We start from the raw sequence: 17,467 nt of genomic DNA, 5'->3' as shown, positions 1-17,467 counted from the left end.
GACCTTCTATCCCAATGTAATTCGTCACTGACCGTGATGGCTGTCGGTTCGTTGGAGGAAGGGGCGGGGCCAGGCGCCGAGTGCGAGAACGGCGAGGATCGTCTGGGCCAATCCAGTGGTGAAGAAGATGCCTTGCAGCGGCGACCAGACGAGGATCATGGCGATTTCGACGAAGATCCAGATCATCATCGTCAGGCCGGCGGCGGCGTGCAGGCCCCATGCCAGGCGGAACCTGTTGTGCTGAGCGAAGAGCGCGGCGGCTTGGATGCCTCCGACGACAACGCCGAGGAGGATTCCGGGCCAGAAATATGAAGGGAAGACGGTTCCCTCGATCCACTCCGGAGGCAGGCCCATCCCGCTGCCGATCGTCAGGCCCGCCATTCCTACGAGCGCAGAGAGCAGGTTGAGCCACGCGATGGCGGACAGACCGATCCGGAGACCCCGTGGAGGGAGCGATGTGGACGTCATGCCTGACAACGATAGAGAGGGTCAGTCGAGCCCGTCCATGTTCCTGCGCGTTGCCGCGCTGGCAGCGTCGGCATCACCCGCGACGATTGCTTCCACCAGATCTCGGTGGGCAGCGGCTTCGTCGTCGATGGATTGGGGGTTTCGTGCCGTGACGTCGGTGATAACGTCCAGGGCCGAGTTGCGGAGCGTTTCGATGAATGAATCGAACACCATCGACAACACGCTGTTGTGCGCAGCATTCACCACGGCGCGATGTAGTTCCATGTCAGCGTCGACAAATTCTGTTGGTGTCGAAGCATTTTCACGGGCTTCGAGTGCCACCCGTAACAGGTTGACGTCGGCGGAAGTTCGACGCATGGCAGCCAGACGGCCCGCTTCCACCTCCAGGAGTCTGCGCACTTCGTAGACTTCGCGGCGGTCCGAGCGTTTGAGTTCTCGCTCGAGTTCTGTGACCGGAGTCGAGGACATGACGTAGGTGCCGGATCCTTGATGAGAGTAGAGCTGTCCCGACGCGATCAGTGCACGCACGGCTTCCCTGCCGGTCGAACGCCCGACTCCGAGGAGCGTGCTCAGATCCTGCTCGTTCGGGATTTTCGTCCCGACCGGCCACTCGCCGTCGCCGATGAGGCGCGCAAGTTCGTCTGCGGCTTTCTGTACCAGTGACTGCTGCTTGACCTGGCGCACTGCCATGTGTCTGCTCCTGACTGACTCGGTGAACCGCCGTGGAGCGGCCCACCGAGTGACACTTCATGTCCTCCGATGAATCTTCAGACTACGGTGCAGTCTGTCGGGTTATCGAAGGGCGATGACGTCCAGTTCGCGCTCCGTCTCGTCTTCCGGGTCGAGGCGTCGATCGCGCAAGGTGAATGCGATGACGGCTCCGACCAACAGCACTGCAGTTGTCGTCCCGATCGCCATGCGCGGTCCGAAGTGATCTGCCAGGTAACCGAACAGCGGAGAGGCGATGCCTCCCACTGACATTGCGAGTCCGAGTGTCACCCCACTTGCCGTGCCTGGGCGGTTCGGTAGGTAGTCCTGCGCCAACGTCACCTGTGGCGCGAAGGGCAAGAACATCGCGAATCCGAGACACACGATTCCAAGTTCGGCAATTGCCACGTTCGGAGCCGCGGCGAGCAATGCCAGTGATGGTACGGCAAGCAGGTAACCGAGTCGGATGGATGCACGTCGACCACGACGGTCCGCGAGGACTCCGCCCAGTAGCGTGCCGGCCGCTCCCGCCAAGGTGAAGGAGGACAACACGATTGCTGCACTCGAGGATGATCCGTTCAGTCCGTTGAGTACGTACGGTGAGACCAACGACAGCGTGGTCACATATGGAATTGACCAACACACCGTTACCAGCACGAGTCGGGTGAACGAGCGCCAATCATCTGACACGGGACCGTTCGCTGCTAGCTGCGAACTCAACGATTGGGCTGATTCGGCGTCCGTGCCCGTGCCGGCTGGTCGTGATTGGGCGACGATCCACCAAATAGCCGCTACCACTGCAGGAACTGCGAGCAGGTAGCCGCCGGACAATCCGAGCGAACCGACCACGAGCGTGACGAACGGTGGCGCCAGTGAGGCTCCCAACGTGCCGCCCACGGAGAACACGCTCATGGCCTTCTGCGAGTGACCTCCAGCTGCGCGTGCCAAATTTGTGGCGGGCGGATGGTATGCGGCAATGCCGATGCCGGCCAAAGCAATTGCCAGCCAAGTAACGATGTAGGTGGTGCTCATCGCGGCCACGACAATTCCCGTTGCGGCCGTCACAAAACCTGTGGGTACCAGCCAATTCCGGCTCTTTCGATCGACCAGCATGCCGAATGCGGGTTGCACGACACTGGATAGTCCGGTCGCGGCGAGCGTGATTCCGGCAACCGCGGAGTAGGAATATCCGCGTTCCAGCATCATGAACGGCAACAGTGCAGGCACAGCCCCCTGGTACAGATCGTTCACGACGTGTGTGCCGGTGAGAAACGCAACTTGCCCCTTCTTCATCTCCTTGGGCATCCCTTCGTTCAGGTCTTCAAGTCCTCAGGTCCTCTGAGGACTTGAAACCTACATGAACCCACGGACGCACGGTTGTGTTGGAGACCTGGATCTCATTCGCGACGACTGCCTAGCTCGCAGCAGTCGCGGCATTGCGGGCGGCGAGTTGTGCGAAAGCGTGGGTCAGTTCTGCCGGGCCGACGACATCGATGTCGGTGTCGAATCGGTTGAAGGAGGCTGCCAGCGCCGTCCAGGACCATGATCCGGCTTCGAGGCTGCACTGGTCGGGGCCAAGATCTTCGACGGCGCCGTCCTCGACAAAGGGAAGAACATAACTGGCTGGTCGATGGAGAACGACCTTGCCGTGGCACGGCCATTTGTTGATATGTTCCGATCCCTTGAAGCGCGCGGCCACGTATTCGCTCACGTCACCGCCGGGGATCCCCTTCGGTGTGAACCGCGGGCCGTTCGGGGTGCGTGGAGTGATGCGATCGGCGCGGAAGATTCGCCAGTCGTCTCGCTCGAGATCCCACGCGACGAGGTACCAGCGACGCTTGGAGGTCACCAGATGATGTGGCTCCACGCGGCGTGGGGGTGTTATTTCGATGTTGTCAGTTGAGCGGCCGGTCGAGTAGTCGAAGCGGAGCACCTCGCGAGCGCGCACCGCTGCGGAAATCGCTACGAGCACCTCAGGGGACACCGAGTCTGCGTCGCTGGAATCGGTCGAAATCGTGGTGAACGTGAGTGCGTCGAGGCGATGGCGCAGACGCGACGGCATCACTTGCCGCAAGGTGGTCAGCGCACGCACTGCGTCCTCTTCGATGCCGACGCCGGTCAGCGTCGCCGCCTGCAGAGCGACTGCCAAGGCGATGACCTGATCGTCGTCGAACAGCAGGGGTGGTAGCTCGCTGCCGGCGTCGAGTCGGTATCCGCCGTCCGGACCCATGGTCGCCGCAATGCTGTAACCCATCTCCCGGAGCCGGTCGATGTCGCGGCGGACCGTGCGGTGGCTGATGTCGAGCCGCTCGGCGAGTAGAGCGCCCGGCCAGTCGCGCCTCGTCTGCAAGAGGGACAGCAGATTCAAGAGCCGAGTGGTGGTCGCCATGTCGTGAGACTACGACGAGTCTAGGACGAAAACAGTCCTATACGGCTGTAAGAGTCGACGTTGTCAGGGAAAACCCGGGCGACGTTCGTACTAGGAGCAGACATGAGCATCAAGACAACGACCCACCTCAACTTCCGCGGAGACGCCCGCGCGGCTCTGGAGTTCTACCAGTCCGTCTTCGGTGGCCAGGTCACGATCGCAACCTACGGCGACTTCGGAATGCCCAAGGATGTGCCTGGCGCTGAGAACATTGTGTTCGGCCAAGTCGAAACCGCGGACGGCTTCAGCGTGATGGCGTACGACATCCCAGGACAGTCGGGCGGTTCGACCGCCAATGCCGGCACGACGCACCGTGAGAACGGCACCACGATCACCGACCAACCGTTCTTCGTCTCGGTTCGCGGTGAATCGCTCGAAGAGGTGCAGGGTTACTGGGCCAAACTCTCTGTCGGTGGATCCATCATCGAGGGTCTTGCCGCGGCGGCGTGGAGCCCCGGATTCGGCATGCTCACCGATGCGTTCGGGGTGACGTGGATCCTCGACGTCGCTGCCGGCGAAAACCCGGCCTGATCATTCAGACGACAAAGCCGCTGGCACCGAAAGGTGTCCAGCGGCTCCAGCGCGTCGGTGCCCGTCTTGCGCCTCTCGGCAAGTGGCCACTCGAAGTGGCAATTCTGGGGTGGTACCCGGGGCAAAGAATCGAACACCGACACCCTCTACAACGAACTTCTACGCAGAGTTATTCCAAGCTGACTTGTGCCGCGGTCAATCGTGGTCCTGCTCATCGCTCAGCTCCAGCAGAGCTGGCGACAACGGCTTCGATTCTCTGAGGTGCGCGTCGTAGCACCTCGAGGATTGCCTGGGTATCGAGATTCCCTGGTCAGTAGGCGAAGCACGAGAACGGCTCAGGCCCTCATCTCGGTGTGAGATGGGGGCCTGAGATGAGGATCTGAATCAGCCGGTGACACCGGTCAATTCGTTGGGGGCGTGATCGAGGGTGGTCTCGGTCAGGATGCTGCCGTCTTCGAGGTCGGCGGCGATCAGCTTCTTCGACGTGGGATCGGTGACGTACGCGGTGTGGTCTTCCACGAAAAGTGCCGGCCTGGGCTCTTGCCATTTGGTGGGCTCGGTCCATGCGTCTATGACGGCGATCTTCTTGGTGACGACGCCGGTGTTCGGGTCGATGACGTGGATGGCGCCGTCGGTGCCGAGCACCAGTGCCTCTCCGTGCGGTCCGCGGCCGAGTGAGCGGAAGGTGTAGCTGGTGCCGAGGTCGACGAGCTTGAGTTCGGACGTCGTCGTGTTGGTCAGCGAGACCCGTTGCGGACGTTCGAGTTCGGCGTCCTTGTCAGTCTTGTAGTCACCCAGGACGATGTCCGACTCCTCCGAGCCTGCTTGATTTCCGATGCGGCCGTATGCATCCGGACTCTGGACCTTGGTGATCGCTCCGTTCTTGTACACGAGCAACCCGTCCTGGCAGCCCAGCACGATGGCTTCGCCGGCAGCGACTGCTTCGCCGTGGACACCGGGGCACTGTTCGTTGCGCAGGATTTCCTTGCGGTCGGCATCGAGGATGGCAATGCCGTTGCGGGACTCCGAATTTCCGATGGTCGTCAACAGGCTGCCGTCGGCAAGTGCGACCGCAACGCCGTGATGGGGTTCTGGCGTGGTGTACGTCTCGACGCGAGGTTGGCGCTTTGCCAGTTGCGCCGGATCGAAGATCTCGACGAGTCCCGAGCCGTCGTTGAAGAGGACGGTCTTTCCGGCATGGCGTACAACGTGTCCGGGTTCGTTGGCTGCGAACTCGACCTCGGACATCGCGGGATCGGCTGTGTAGTAGTGGGAATGGTCGCCGTGGGCCGAGGACCACGTGCCGGTGTCGAGCACCTTGAACGCCTCACCCGACGAGATCATGACGTGGCGACCGTCGCCGGCCGGGTTGAGTCGCGTGAAGCCGTCGATCTTGGTCTCGCCGACCACGTCGAGCGACGTTGCATCCAGCACCAGGACGCCACCGTCGTAGGAGACTGCGAGACGCGGTGTTGCCGAGGCTTGTTCGGTGGGTGCGGACGCGGTTGTCGTGGTGGTCTCCGGCGGGGCCGAGTCCTTGTTGTCGGACGAGCAGCCCGTAACGAGGGCGAGTGAGAGGCCAACTGATGTGGCAAGGGTGAGGCGCCGCGACATGCGGGTGTTGAGGTGCATGGGTATAGATCTACTGCTTAATGTAAATGATTGTCAAAGTCGAGTATGCGAATGTTCGCATGTCGGGCGTGGGCACCGCGCTCGAGCATTCGCGAGCCGATGACCCCGAACACGAGTTCCCAGAAAGGGCGTTCCGATATTGAGCGGTTGAGAACATGCCTGCGATTCTTTTGCCGCGTACGGAATCAGCCGCGTCGAACGCCTCGACATTGGATCATGGCCGTCGGCGTCAGTCATGACCCAGGATTCCAGGGCTGGCAGCAGGCCTGGGCATAGTGTGTATTTCCGCCCAGGTCGGCCGGTGTTCGAGTATGTGGGTCCTGATGTCGGACTGATACCGAGGACTCCGAATTCGGTGTTGATCAGGAATCCGGAACGCTCAGTATCAATCCGAAGGTCTCCATCAGTGAGTGCATGGTCGAAGGGCATTCCATGCGCCACAGCGTTGTTGGCTGCCGCGCACGCGTAGTAGCCGAAGGGTTGCGCCCGAAGGATGACGCGTACGCGACGTAGCGACGGCTTCAAGGACCATGTCTTTGGCCCACTGATCCAACTCGAGCAAATTGGCGCCGACGGCGCTTCCGCTTTTAGTTCCAGTGCAGGTTAGGCGGCGTGGTCTTCATGCACCGGTGGGCCCGTGCCTCGCGACGGGGAAGCCGGTTTGGTGGCTTGAATTTGAGGTTCGTCTACTGCTCTCGGGCCGTCGCTCGTTCCGAGTTCAGGTGAGGTGGCGGCTGGGAGGCGTCAGCGTGGCTTCGACGCCCCATCAGGTAAAAGGCGATAGTGGCCGGCGTGATGGTTGCGAGCGCAACGTAGGACATGGCACTGACCGGAGACGGTGCGGGGAAGAAGATTCCGTTGAGATAGATCCATGAGGTTGCGACGGCGCCGGCGATCAGTGCTGCGATTGTCACGGCGGTGGCTGCGCGCTCGCGGAAGAGGAGCATCACGGCGCCGATGCTGATGACGACGTATGGGCTCACCCAGAAATAGACGACCAGAGTTGACACTGCGTTATAGATGGAAGGAAGTGGGCCCGTGGCGCCGATCACCAAAGTGCAAATGCCGAAGAGGCCACCGAGAATGATCAGCAGGATTGCGGAAACAGGACTGTGGAATCGGGAGTGTATGCGTGTGAACCTTTGTGGTAGAAGCTTTTCGGCTGACAGGGTGGCGACGAAGCGGGATCCGTAGTTGACGAATCCGATCAGTGCGGCGAAGGTCGCTACGGCGACAACGAGGTCCGTCATTTGTCCCATTGCGGTCGGTAAGCCCGCATTCTCGGCCAGGGCGGCGGGGGATGATGTGCCGGAAAGGATTTGGTCGGACGTCTCCGTGATTCCTGGTGCCTGTAGGAAGGTTGCGATCACGTACAAGGTTCCAAGCACAATGGGGACACTCATCACGGCGGCCGGCACATTCTTCTTCGGGTCGCGGGTCTCGGCGGCCAGGGCCGCGCTCCCCTCGAAACCGACCAGGAACGCAGTTCCGGATGCGATGCCGGCCACGATCCCGCTGACGGACGCGCCCTGGAGAGTCAGTTGTTCCTGCAGATGTAGACCAGTGTGAATCGCACTCGCCCCGGTAATGGCCAGCAACAGTGGAAGACAAATCGCAGTGAGTAGGACCGCGATTACGATCGAAACATCTAGGCCGCGACAGGTGATCGCCGCGACAATTGCTGCGGAGGCGAGGTAGATCGCGATTTGTGCAGGGCGATCGAGGCCGCCGTTGATGCCGATAGATTGCAGGAAGCTACCGCTGTACGCGCCGATGACCAGCAAAATGCTTGCGACCATCGCCAGATACCCGAGGAACAACGAGGCTGCGATCAGTGACTGTGCCCATCGCCCGAATACTTCGCCGGCGTAGGAGTAGAGCGATCCGGAGGCGACATACCGGCTAGCGAAGACGGTTACTGCTCTGCCGACGCAGATGACTGTCAGCGCTGCGAGCAGAGCAGCGACCCAACCACCGAGTCCTGCGTTGAGTACCAGCAGCATTGGAAACGACGCCATGCCGACGGCAGGGATCATTGACGAGATGGCCAGCGAGGTCAGTTGAAGGCGGCTGAGATGGCCGGATTCAAGGTTGATGGACTCCGTATCAGTCTGTGCTACAGCATTATTCGACGAGTGATTCATGTGTGCGTCCTTGAATTTGTGCACTGTCGAGTGCGGGCAGGGGCTATATGCCGGGATCGGCCGCGATCGCGCGTGTGAGGATCGGGATAGCCCTCAGGAGATGGTGATGTCAGTCACATGACTGAGTCGATCGACTGAGATTAGCTTCGCCCTTGCTGTTCGTCAACGAGTTCCGGGAAATTCCTTGAATGCAGCTGCGGGATTCGGATGATGACGGGCACGACTGCGGCCCGGCGCTGTCGATTGCAACGCCGGGCGGGAAACGGGAAAACTCTAGTGGGGCGGGTGGATCGAATCGATGATGCCGACGATTGCGGACGAGATGGCGTCGAGTTCGGGTGCGCTCACTCCGGTCGCGCCAGTTGCGAGATTTTGCATGTAGATTCCGTCGATTGCGCCGATCGTGTAGCGGGCGAGCAGTGTGGCGTCGCTGCCGGCGATGTCGGTTGCGTGCCGAAGCTCATCGGCGAAGGCGGATATGTACGTCGTGTAGCTGGCTCTGGCGAGTTCGGCCTTGTCCGGATTGCGCAGCGCCCACAGCAGCAGCTCGTATTGGGCGATCGGGACGTCCCGATCGGCGTGGAGAAGATCTTGGAAGCGTTCGAGCAATGAACGGATGATCTCTTGACGTGTCCAGCCAGTTGTCGGTACCAGGCGTGATCCCACTGTGGTGGCACGAAACATGTCGTCCACGGCGGTATAGATCTCTCCTTTGCCGTCGAAACTGTAGTGCAACGCAGCGAGGTTGACTCCGGCTTCGTCGGCGATGCGGCGGGTGGTCGCCGCGGCCAGTCCGTCGCGAATGATGACTCGGGCGGCGGCCTTGACGATCGCAGTCCGCCGCTCGGATGCTGTCAGATACGCCATTCGCTTTACCGTTCACCTTCTCGTTGTCGTGGGACTCCAGGGGTCGAGCGTATCGATGTCACTCAGCGTGCGTGACACCCTGGTCGATCCTTTATCTGCCCGGTGCGTTCCGGGTGCGTCGTTGCCGCTCTTCGGGATCTCTTGCAGTTTGCCTATTGACGCTAGCTCCGATCCGCCATAATCTCAGTCACATGAGTTAGTCATGTGACTGACTTCATTGCTCGACTATAGCGCTTGGCAGATCACACCAGGGCGAGAGCTGCGACATCGCACAAAACCGCGTCTCTCTGACGCGCAACCAAATCGCTTGCCCCATGCCCCGAAACTGGAGGGACCACCCCATGACCGACATCCGAGAGCGGGTGGATACAGATCCACCGCGACCCGATGAATCCCATACCCGGTGTGCGCCCGACGTCGCCGTCACGATGGAGTTCGACCCACCCCCGTTGGTACGAGCTGTCGTGACCCGCCTGCGCGTTGCTCTCGATTCCGACTCAGGCAGGAAAGCTCTCGAGGCAATGCCCCCCGAGGTCGACCTGCAGTCGACCAGTGATCCGCAAAGCGCGCGATTGACTCGAACAGCAACCGGCGTGCACGTCAGTAGCCCCGAGGGGTCGACAGTTCCTGTTGTCGGAATCAGCGTCGACGAACTGGCGATATCCGAGGACGAGCCCCTGGCGGGCACTGCGAATGTTGCCGCGTTAACCCCTCTTATCGAACCAGAGCCACCGACGCTGGACATCGCAGCGTGTGAATTCTGGGAGAAAGCTTCGGGCCTGCCTGGAATGCCCGGATTGTCATTGGCTGCTCTCGACACGGGCGCAGCCGTGCACGTGGGGCCGACAACGGATGCGTATGAAATTCACGGGCTCGAGATGGATCTACGTCGACTGCTAGCGGGTTTCGAGTTGTTCGTCTATTCCCTGCGCGCAGGGAAGTTCTACATCAAAGGCACGAACCGACAATTGTCGGTCGTCGCGGGAGCATCAATGAAGGCGGTCCTCCATGTCTGACACGACGAACCTCGGTGAATGGATCGGCAACAATTCCGTTCGCACGATTCGCGCACAAACCGTGACGTTGGATGGTGCCTTGGTCGGAAAACATCTGTCACCCAAAAAGTTTGAGTCCGGAGCGCAATCGGGCTGGGGATTCGCTGATATCGCCCTCGCAGTCGATCTCGGGAACACCGCTCAGCTCGGATTCGATTTCGGTGATTGGCGCGGTGAGATGCACGACGTCTTCCTTCGTCCCGACCTTACGACTCTGTCAACCGACGCATCACTACCAGGTCTCGCCACGGTGATGTGTGATCTGGTCGATCAACACGGGGCACCGCTTCCGGTGTGTTCGCGATCCACGCTCGCACGTGTGGTCAAAGAGCTTGCCGAGCTTGGATTTACAGGTAAGGCGGCCGTGGAGATCGAGGCCACGGTGTTCGAAGAGTCGATCGAGCAGGCCCGCGAACAGCGTTTCACGAACCTGCATCCACTCGGCGGTACCCAGGGCGCGATCTACCTGTTGAGCAGATCACGGGACTACACGACGCTCATGGACGCAATAGCTGACCGCATCGAACGGGCCGGAATCCCTTGGGAAGGCTGGGCAGACGAGTCCGCGCACGGCCAAATCGAAGTAAATCTCCCACCGACCGACATTCTCACCGCAGCGGACTGGTACGTACGAACGAAGCAGATCATGCGGGAAGTCGCCTACGAGCACGGTCGCACCATCACCTTCATGGCTCGGTGGTCGCCGGACCAGTTCGGGCAGGGCGCTCACATCAACCTTTCGCTTCAACAGGACGGACGGAACGCCTTCTTCGATGAAGTTGAGCCCTCGCGCCCGTCGGAGACGATGCGGAACTTCATCGGTGGCGTCCTCGACACAATGGCGGCGGCCAGTTCTTTCCAGTATCCGACCGTGAACTCATACCGCAGAATCGCAGAATTCGACGGACCTCCCACCACCGTCACGTGGGGTGTTGACAACAAGAGTGCGGCCGTTCGAGCCGTCTGCACGACCGAGAAGCTCTCTCGTGTCGAGTATCGCGTCCCGTCGGCGGACGTGAACATCTATCTGTCGATGGCATCGTTCCTTGCCGGCGGTCTGATCGGTCTGCGCGATCACAGCGATCCTGGCCTCGAATGCACCGTCATGGCCTGGGGATTGCCGCCGGGAACCCCGAAGTTGCCAGCCAGCCTCTCTCGAGCGATCGCGGAATTGAGTGGCGATGTAAACCTGACGGAGGTTTTGGGGCGAGAGCTGGTGGAGTACTGGATCGGCACGCGCCGGTGGGAATGGTTGCAGTTCTTCACCACTGGGGGAGACCCGGCCGCAGGAGTCTCCGACTGGGAGCTCGAACGCTACTTCGAGCACGTCTGACAACGAGGACAGGTCTGAAGATGAAAGCAGCAATACTGAACGCTGCCCCTGGTCGGCTCGAGTTCGAAGAACTCGACATCGACGTGGCCGGACCTCGAGAAGTTCGCATACGTACAGCAGCCGTCGGGCTGTGTCATACCGATCTGCATTACGTGGACGCGCTCTGGCGAACAGAACTTCCGGAGGTGCTCGGTCACGAGGCATCGGGCATCGTCGAATCGGTTGGGTCAGACGTCACGGCTGTAGCGCCTGGCGACCACGTCGTGACGTGCATGACAGCTTTTTGTGGCCGATGCCGATACTGCATTGCAGGTCGACTCACCCTCTGCTCCAATCATTCCCGCCTCCGCTCGCGGCCCGAGCCGGCGTTGACGACCAAGGCCGGGCGCGCAGTGGGACGAATGGGTGGCATCGGTGGATTCGCCGAACAGATGCTCGTGCACGAGAACAGCGTCGTCCGCGTCGACGATTCGGTACCTCTCGATCGCGCGAGTTTGCTCGGGTGCGCCACCATCACCGGCGTCGGGGCGGTCTGGCACAGTGCTCGCATCGAACCAGGGTCGTCGGTTGCCGTCATCGGTTGTGGAGGCGTGGGGCTTTCGGTAATTCAGGGCGCCCGGCTAGCCGGCGCGGCCCGGATCATCGCGATCGATGTGGACCAGCGAAGTATCGATCAGGCTCTTCGAGTCGGGGCGACTGCGTCAGTGAACGCGGCTGAGATCGAACCAGTCGACGCCGTACGCGCGTTGTGTCCGGGTGGGGTGGACTACTCATTCGAGGCGATCGGCCGCAGAGTCACTGTCGAGCAGGCATTCTCGATGCTCGCTCCCGGCGGAGTGGCCACGGTCCTCGGCATGGTTCCTGATGACGAGCCGCTGCGGATCACAGCGTCGGAATTGTTTTTCCAGGAGAAGCGATTGCAAGGCTCCCTCCTCGGGTCGAACCAATTCCCGACCGATATTCCGCGATTGGCCGAGCTGTACGTCCAGGGCCGACTCGAACTCGACGAGATGATCTCGTTGCGAGTCCCCTTCGGCGAGATCAACACAGGAATCGCAGCGCTTCGTGAAGGAGGGGTGAATCGTGTCGTCGTCGAATTCGCCTGAGCGTGCGCGTCGCCCATTGATCGGAGTGACCGGTCGGCGCTCGAGCGCGGAACGCCTGGCCGTCGAACCTCGGTACCGCCATCTCGAGTTCGACATGCACTACTCCGATTTTCCCACCCGGCTGTCGTCCGAAGGCGCCCTGGTCGTCCAAATTCCCTATGAGGCAAGCGGAATCGACCTGATTGAGCGGCTCGACGGAATAGTCATCTCTGGTGGGCAGGATGTTCACCCCGAAACACTGGGTATCGACGCCGCGCCCACCGACCCGGACAGTGACCCGCGTCGAGATGCGTATGAGATCGAATTAATATCGGGTGCAGTAGAACTCGGTACTCCACTGCTGGGTGTCTGTCGCGGGATGCAGATGCTGAATGTGGCATTGGGAGGCACGCTCGTGCCTGATCTTCCGACCATAGACATCAACCACAAGTCACCAGGACTGGGCATAGCCGAGGAGACCCACCCCGTACGGATCGCCACTGATTCGACGGTGTTCGAGATATACGGCGCACACGTAGAGGTCAACTCCTTGCACCACCAAGCAGTGGACCGGCTCGGCCCGGGCCTCACTCCCAGCGGGTGGGCTCCGGACGGTGTCGTCGAAGCGGTGGAGATGCGCGGGAGACCGATCGTCGGCGTCCAATGGCATCCGGAATGGCGCCGGAAGGACCCCGTCTTCGCTTGGTTGGTCCAGGTCGCTCTCGCGCGAAAGGAAGTGCTCGATGGAGTTGCATGAATACTCGGACATGGACGCCACGGATCTGAAATGTCGACTCGACCGGAAAGAAGTAACCCCTGCTGAAGTGCGCGAAGCCGCACTAGCTGCAATCTCCCACGTCGACACGCACCTCGGTGCCACCGTCGGTCCTCCACTCGACCCACCACCGACGTATTCCACATCCGGTCCTTTCAGCGGAGTTCCGTTCGCGCTCAAAGATCTCCTGTGCACTGCGGCGGGGATAGCGAACGAGAACGGTAGCGCAGCAACCGCAGGCTATATCGCCACACGTGACTCCGATCTGATGGCTAGGTGGCGCGCTGCCGGACTGTCCGTGACCTGTCGCACTGCCACACCAGAATTCGGATTCAGCGCAACGACGGAATCGGCAGTGAACGGTCCTACCCGCAACCCCTGGAACCCACAGCGGGTCGCCGGTGGATCCAGCGGTGGCTCCGCGGCGCTCGTTGCCGCCGGGGCCTTGCCGTGGGCGCACGCCAACGACGCCGGCGGATCCATAAGAATCCCTGCCGCACTGTGCGGGGTGGTGGGACTCAAACCGACCCGCGGGCTCGTTCCACCCGGCCCGGATTCGGATGAACCGCTCTTCGGCCTCACGACTGAGTTCGCGGTCACCCGGACAGTTCGCGACGCCGCCGCGTTGATGGACGTAGTGCACGGCAGCGCACCGGGGGACCGGTACTTTCAGCCGCGTCGAAGCCCCGGCCACTACAGCCGAGCAGTCGGCCGGCGACCGAAAGGCCTCCGGATCGCTGTGTCGACCGAATCACCTGGCAGTCGTCACGCTGCGGACCCCGCCGTGACAGCCGAGGTGATGCGCATCGCGCGCTTGCTCGAACAGTTCGGCGGCCACGTCGAGATTGCGGCACCAGATGTTGACCCCGAACTGTTTCGGGATCTCAATCTCACTTTCTGGTCTGCGTCGATCGCAGAGTCCATGCGCGCACTGACCGGAGTACGCGCCATCGAGGACATGTACTCCTCGCTGGAGAGCTCGACTGCCGCCATGGTTCGTCACGGATTCACCGTGGAATGGGCGGACATCGCCCGCGCCCGCCGCTACCAGAATCACCTGACCCGTGGCACGGCGAGCTTCTTCGAATTCTTCGACCTCACTCTCACGCCCACCACACCGACGACCGCCTGGCACGTCGGCGAACTCGACTCCAACCGGCGGGGTATCACCGCCGGCGAGTGGGTGGACACCTTGGCGAAGTACTCGCCCTTTACTGCCATCTACAACGTCACGGGCCAACCGGCTATCTCCATCCCCACAGGAATGTGTGACGGACTGCCGATCGGAGTGCAGCTCGCCGCAGCTCCCGGCCGTGACGATCTGTTGCTTGCCGTGGCCGCGCAACTCGAGGAAGCCGTCCCATGGGCAGGCCGCGTCCCACCGATTCATGCCGGCAAGCCGCTCCTCCCAGAAACGGAAAAAATGCCGACCCTCTACTCGGAAACGGAACGCACATGAACACCCGCGAGGAATGGACACGATTCGCGACGTCAATCGAAGCGCCATCGGCTATGTGGCTGAACGGTCAATGGTTCAACGGTGACGGGAGTGAGCGCCACCATGTCTTATCCCCGCATGACGACACCGTCGTAACCAGTGTCCCGCTGGCCACTCACGCCGACGTCGACAGAGCCGTCGAAGGTGCTCGCGCGGCGTTTCTCGATGGCCGGTGGGCGAGGATCAGTGCGTGCGAGCGTGGTGCGGTACTGCAGCGGTGGGCAGAGCTCGTCTACGAGCACCGCGACGAACTCGCTGCGCTCATCACACTCGAGATGGGTAAGCCGATCCAGATGGCACGTGATATCGAGCTGCGCGCCGTCGAGAACACCTTCCGCTGGTATGGAGAACTGGCTGACAAACTCTACGACGAGTCGCCACGCGGCCTGATCGATGCGGTCGCGTTGGTGAGCCGTGAGCCGGTGGGGGTGGTCGCGGCGATCACCCCATGGAACTTCCCACTCACTCTCAGTAGTTGGAAAATCGCCCCTGCGTTGCTTGCAGGCAACAGCATGGTCATCAAGCCCGCTACACAGTCACCGTTGTCCTTGCTTCGCTTGGCTCAGCTGGGTTCGGCTGCAGGACTTCCCGACGGCGTGCTGCAAGTTGTCACAGGTAGCGGTGGACAGGCCGGAGCTGCCCTTGCTCGCCACAACGGCGTCGACTGTCTCACCTTCACCGGATCACCGGACGTCGGCAAACAGCTGCTGATCTACGCGGGTGAGTCGAATGCGAAACCCGTGCATCTCGAACTCGGCGGCAAGAGCCCACAGTTGGTATTCGCCGATGCTCCGGACCTCGCCGTTGCAGCGCGCACCGTGGCGTGGGCAATTACCTTCAACGCCGGACAGATGTGCACTGCAGGTGCTCGCTTGTTGGTCGAGGAAACGATCGCGGATCAATTCGTCGCCGAGGTCGTTTCGGAAATCAAGCGCTGCACTGTCGGTGACCCTTTCGATCCCGATACCCACATCGGGCCCGTCGCGAGTCGGGCGCATCGCGCGGACGTCCTCGAACACGCGAGAACTGCTCACACAGAAGGCGCAACGCTCGCCCACGGTTCGCTGCAGGAACGAGCAGGTTCGGGGGCGTACCTGGATCCGATCGTGTTCACCGATGTTCAGGCCGAGCACCGCCTGTTCCTCGAAGAAGTTTTCGGACCGATCCTCGCAGTCACCCGTTTCACTGACGACGCTGACGCCGTCAGGTTGGCTAACGCCACACCGTTCGGTCTCGGAGCGGGGGTGTGGACGTCGAATCTCACACGAGCCCATCGGCTCACGCGCGAAATCGACGCAGGTCTTGTCTGGGTGAACTGCTACGAGGAAGGGGATCTCTCCGTCCCCTTCGGCGGTCGCAAACTCTCAGGCCACAGTGTGGACAAGAGCATCCATGCACTCGACAAATTCACGTCGACGAAGTCGACGTGGATCCATCTCTGAACAAAGGCACAGCACATGTCATCACGGGTCAACGACGGCCACATCGCGATCATCGGAACCGGGTTTTCCGGGCTGTGCATGGCGATCGAACTGAAGAAGAAGGGCATCGACGACTTCGTCCTGTACGAACGCGCCGACGATGTCGGCGGAACCTGGCGCGACAACACATACCCAGGGGCAGCCTGCGATGTGCCCAGCGTGTTGTATTCCTACTCCTTCGCTCAGAACCCGAACTGGACCCGTATCTTCCCGCCATGGTCGGAACTGCTCGACTATCTCAGATCTGTTGCTGCGCAGTATGATTTGCTGCCGCACATCCGCTTCGGTGTCGAGGTCTCCGAAATGCGGTTCGACGAGGACCGGCTCCGGTGGAACATCCAGTTCGCATCCGGCGAATCAGTGACGGCGGCCGTTGTCGTCAACGGCTCAGGGGGCTTGAGTAATCCGTACATCCCGCAGCTACCCGGACTGGAATCATTCGAGGGTGCCGCATTCCACTCCGCCAAGTGGCGACATGACCTCGACATGTCGGGAAGGCGTGTCGCGGTGATAGGTTCCGGCGCCAGTGCGATCCAGTTCGTCCCCGAAATCGCCCCGCACACCGAGACCCTGCATGTGTTTCAGCGATCACCCAACTGGGTCATGCCACGTGGTGATGCCGCGCTGTCGCCCGCCACCCGCGAAAGATTCTCACGGCGTCCTTATCGTCAACGGTGGCTGCGATGGCGGACCTACTGGGCATTCGAAAAGCTCGCCAGCGCCTTCCTCGGAAATCGCAAACTCGTCGAACAGTACCGATCCCAGGCGCTCGCCAATCTTCAACAGCAAGTGCCGGATTCGGACTTGAGGCAGAAGGTCACCCCAGATTACGATCCCGGCTGTAAACGTCGCTTGATATCCGACGACTGGTACCCCGCGCTGCAACGGGAAAATGTGCACTTGAACACCTCGGGGGTTTCCGAGATCCGCCCGCATTCGATCATTGACTCAGAGGGAGCGGAACACGAAGTCGACACCCTGATCTTCGCGACGGGATTCCAGGCAACCAGCTTCCTGGCACCGATGAAAGTATTCGGCCGCGAAGGAGTCGAACTCTCCGACAGTTGGCGCGAGGGCGCCGCAACAAAGCTCGGGCTTGCATCCGCCGCGTTCCCGAACCTGTGGTTCCTCAACGGCCCGAATACCGGTCTCGGTCACAACTCGATCATCTTCATGATCGAAGCACAAGCCAGATACATCGCTTCGGCAGTGCAGTACATGCGCCGAAAGAGTATCTCTGCCCTCGAACTCGATCGCACCGTCCAGACAGGCAGCTACGCCGCCACCCAGGAACGCATGCGCCGAACTGTATGGGCATCGGGTGGCTGCGACAGCTGGTATCAATCCGCTGACGGTCGAATCGACACCCTGTGGCCGGCCAGCACAATCGAATACTGGTTGCGCACCAGGCTATTCCGCAAGTCCGACTTCCGTGCACTGACGACAGGCAAAGGATGAACAA

15 protein-coding genes are annotated in these 17,467 nt (G+C 61.3%); 8 read left to right on the top strand and 7 right to left on the bottom strand.

Annotated elements, in window-relative coordinates:
• Positions 1 to 24: 24 nt before the first annotated feature.
• From GJB56_RS19465 to GJB56_RS19450, 4 genes are all read right to left on the bottom strand, one after another.
• Entirely contained in the window at positions 25 to 468 is a 444-nt protein-coding gene (locus GJB56_RS19465) for a hypothetical protein (protein ID WP_230091021.1), read from the bottom strand.
• A gap of 21 nt (positions 469 to 489) precedes the next feature.
• On the bottom strand, positions 490 to 1,158 hold the full coding sequence (locus tag GJB56_RS19460) for a FadR/GntR family transcriptional regulator (RefSeq protein ID WP_046379429.1): 669 nt from the start codon (positions 1,156 to 1,158) through the stop codon (positions 490 to 492).
• A 102-nt stretch (positions 1,159 to 1,260) separates the two neighbouring features.
• Positions 1,261 to 2,469 (bottom strand): MFS transporter, encoded by a 1,209-nt coding sequence (locus GJB56_RS19455; RefSeq protein WP_230091020.1) that lies wholly within the window; start codon positions 2,467 to 2,469, stop codon positions 1,261 to 1,263.
• Positions 2,470 to 2,590: 121 nt separating this feature from the next.
• Positions 2,591 to 3,565 carry a helix-turn-helix transcriptional regulator gene (locus tag GJB56_RS19450; RefSeq protein WP_113682673.1) on the bottom strand — a complete coding sequence of 325 codons (975 nt, stop codon included), beginning with the start codon at positions 3,563 to 3,565 and terminating at the stop codon, positions 2,591 to 2,593.
• Between the two features lie 102 nt (positions 3,566 to 3,667).
• Here GJB56_RS19450 and GJB56_RS19445 point away from each other — a divergent pair, with 102 nt between their 5' ends.
• Complete coding sequence (locus GJB56_RS19445; protein WP_019745645.1) at positions 3,668 to 4,135, top strand: VOC family protein; 468 nt, start codon at positions 3,668 to 3,670, stop codon at positions 4,133 to 4,135.
• Positions 4,136 to 4,519: 384 nt separating this feature from the next.
• Here GJB56_RS19445 and aztD read toward each other — a convergent pair whose 3' ends face one another.
• The 3 genes from aztD to GJB56_RS19430 form a co-directional block, all read right to left on the bottom strand.
• Positions 4,520 to 5,767 carry a zinc metallochaperone AztD gene (gene aztD / locus GJB56_RS19440; RefSeq protein ID WP_113682672.1) on the bottom strand — a complete coding sequence of 416 codons (1,248 nt, stop codon included), beginning with the start codon at positions 5,765 to 5,767 and terminating at the stop codon, positions 4,520 to 4,522.
• Positions 5,768 to 6,453: 686 nt separating this feature from the next.
• Complete coding sequence (locus GJB56_RS19435) at positions 6,454 to 7,911, bottom strand: APC family permease (protein WP_037136700.1); 1,458 nt, start codon at positions 7,909 to 7,911, stop codon at positions 6,454 to 6,456.
• Positions 7,912 to 8,184: 273 nt separating this feature from the next.
• Positions 8,185 to 8,778, bottom strand: coding sequence for a TetR/AcrR family transcriptional regulator (locus GJB56_RS19430; protein ID WP_019745642.1), 594 nt, complete (start codon positions 8,776 to 8,778; stop codon positions 8,185 to 8,187).
• 341 nt (positions 8,779 to 9,119) lie between these two features.
• On the opposite strand from GJB56_RS19430, the gene GJB56_RS19425 reads away from it, so the two are divergent.
• From GJB56_RS19425 to GJB56_RS19395, 7 genes are read left to right on the top strand one after another with little or no spacing between them, the layout of a single operon-like run.
• Entirely contained in the window at positions 9,120 to 9,794 is a 675-nt protein-coding gene (locus tag GJB56_RS19425) for a hypothetical protein (protein WP_019745641.1), read from the top strand.
• Complete coding sequence (locus tag GJB56_RS19420) at positions 9,787 to 11,166, top strand: glutamine synthetase family protein (protein ID WP_019745640.1); 1,380 nt, start codon at positions 9,787 to 9,789, stop codon at positions 11,164 to 11,166. Before GJB56_RS19425 ends, GJB56_RS19420 begins: the two co-directional genes overlap by 8 nt.
• A 20-nt stretch (positions 11,167 to 11,186) precedes the next feature.
• Positions 11,187 to 12,272 carry a Zn-dependent alcohol dehydrogenase gene (locus GJB56_RS19415; RefSeq protein ID WP_113682671.1) on the top strand — a complete coding sequence of 362 codons (1,086 nt, stop codon included), beginning with the start codon at positions 11,187 to 11,189 and terminating at the stop codon, positions 12,270 to 12,272.
• Entirely contained in the window at positions 12,250 to 13,008 is a 759-nt protein-coding gene (locus GJB56_RS19410; protein ID WP_029256441.1) for a gamma-glutamyl-gamma-aminobutyrate hydrolase family protein, read from the top strand. The genes GJB56_RS19415 and GJB56_RS19410 overlap by 23 nt, the downstream gene beginning before the upstream one ends.
• Complete coding sequence (locus GJB56_RS19405; protein ID WP_230091019.1) at positions 12,995 to 14,485, top strand: amidase; 1,491 nt, start codon at positions 12,995 to 12,997, stop codon at positions 14,483 to 14,485. Before GJB56_RS19410 ends, GJB56_RS19405 begins: the two co-directional genes overlap by 14 nt.
• On the top strand, positions 14,482 to 15,966 hold the full coding sequence (locus tag GJB56_RS19400; RefSeq protein WP_113682670.1) for an aldehyde dehydrogenase family protein: 1,485 nt from the start codon (positions 14,482 to 14,484) through the stop codon (positions 15,964 to 15,966). Before GJB56_RS19405 ends, GJB56_RS19400 begins: the two co-directional genes overlap by 4 nt.
• Positions 15,967 to 15,981: 15 nt before the next feature.
• Positions 15,982 to 17,463, top strand: a complete 1,482-nt coding sequence (locus GJB56_RS19395) for a flavin-containing monooxygenase (protein ID WP_029256439.1) — start codon at positions 15,982 to 15,984, stop codon at positions 17,461 to 17,463.
• The last annotated feature ends 4 nt before the right edge of the window (positions 17,464 to 17,467 follow it).

The sequence above is a fragment of the Rhodococcus sp. AQ5-07 genome (assembly GCF_009707305.1).
Classification (GTDB): domain Bacteria; phylum Actinomycetota; class Actinomycetes; order Mycobacteriales; family Mycobacteriaceae; genus Rhodococcus_F; species Rhodococcus_F erythropolis.
Note: the sequence above shows the minus strand (reverse complement) of the source record. Positions and strands in the feature narration are given on the sequence as shown.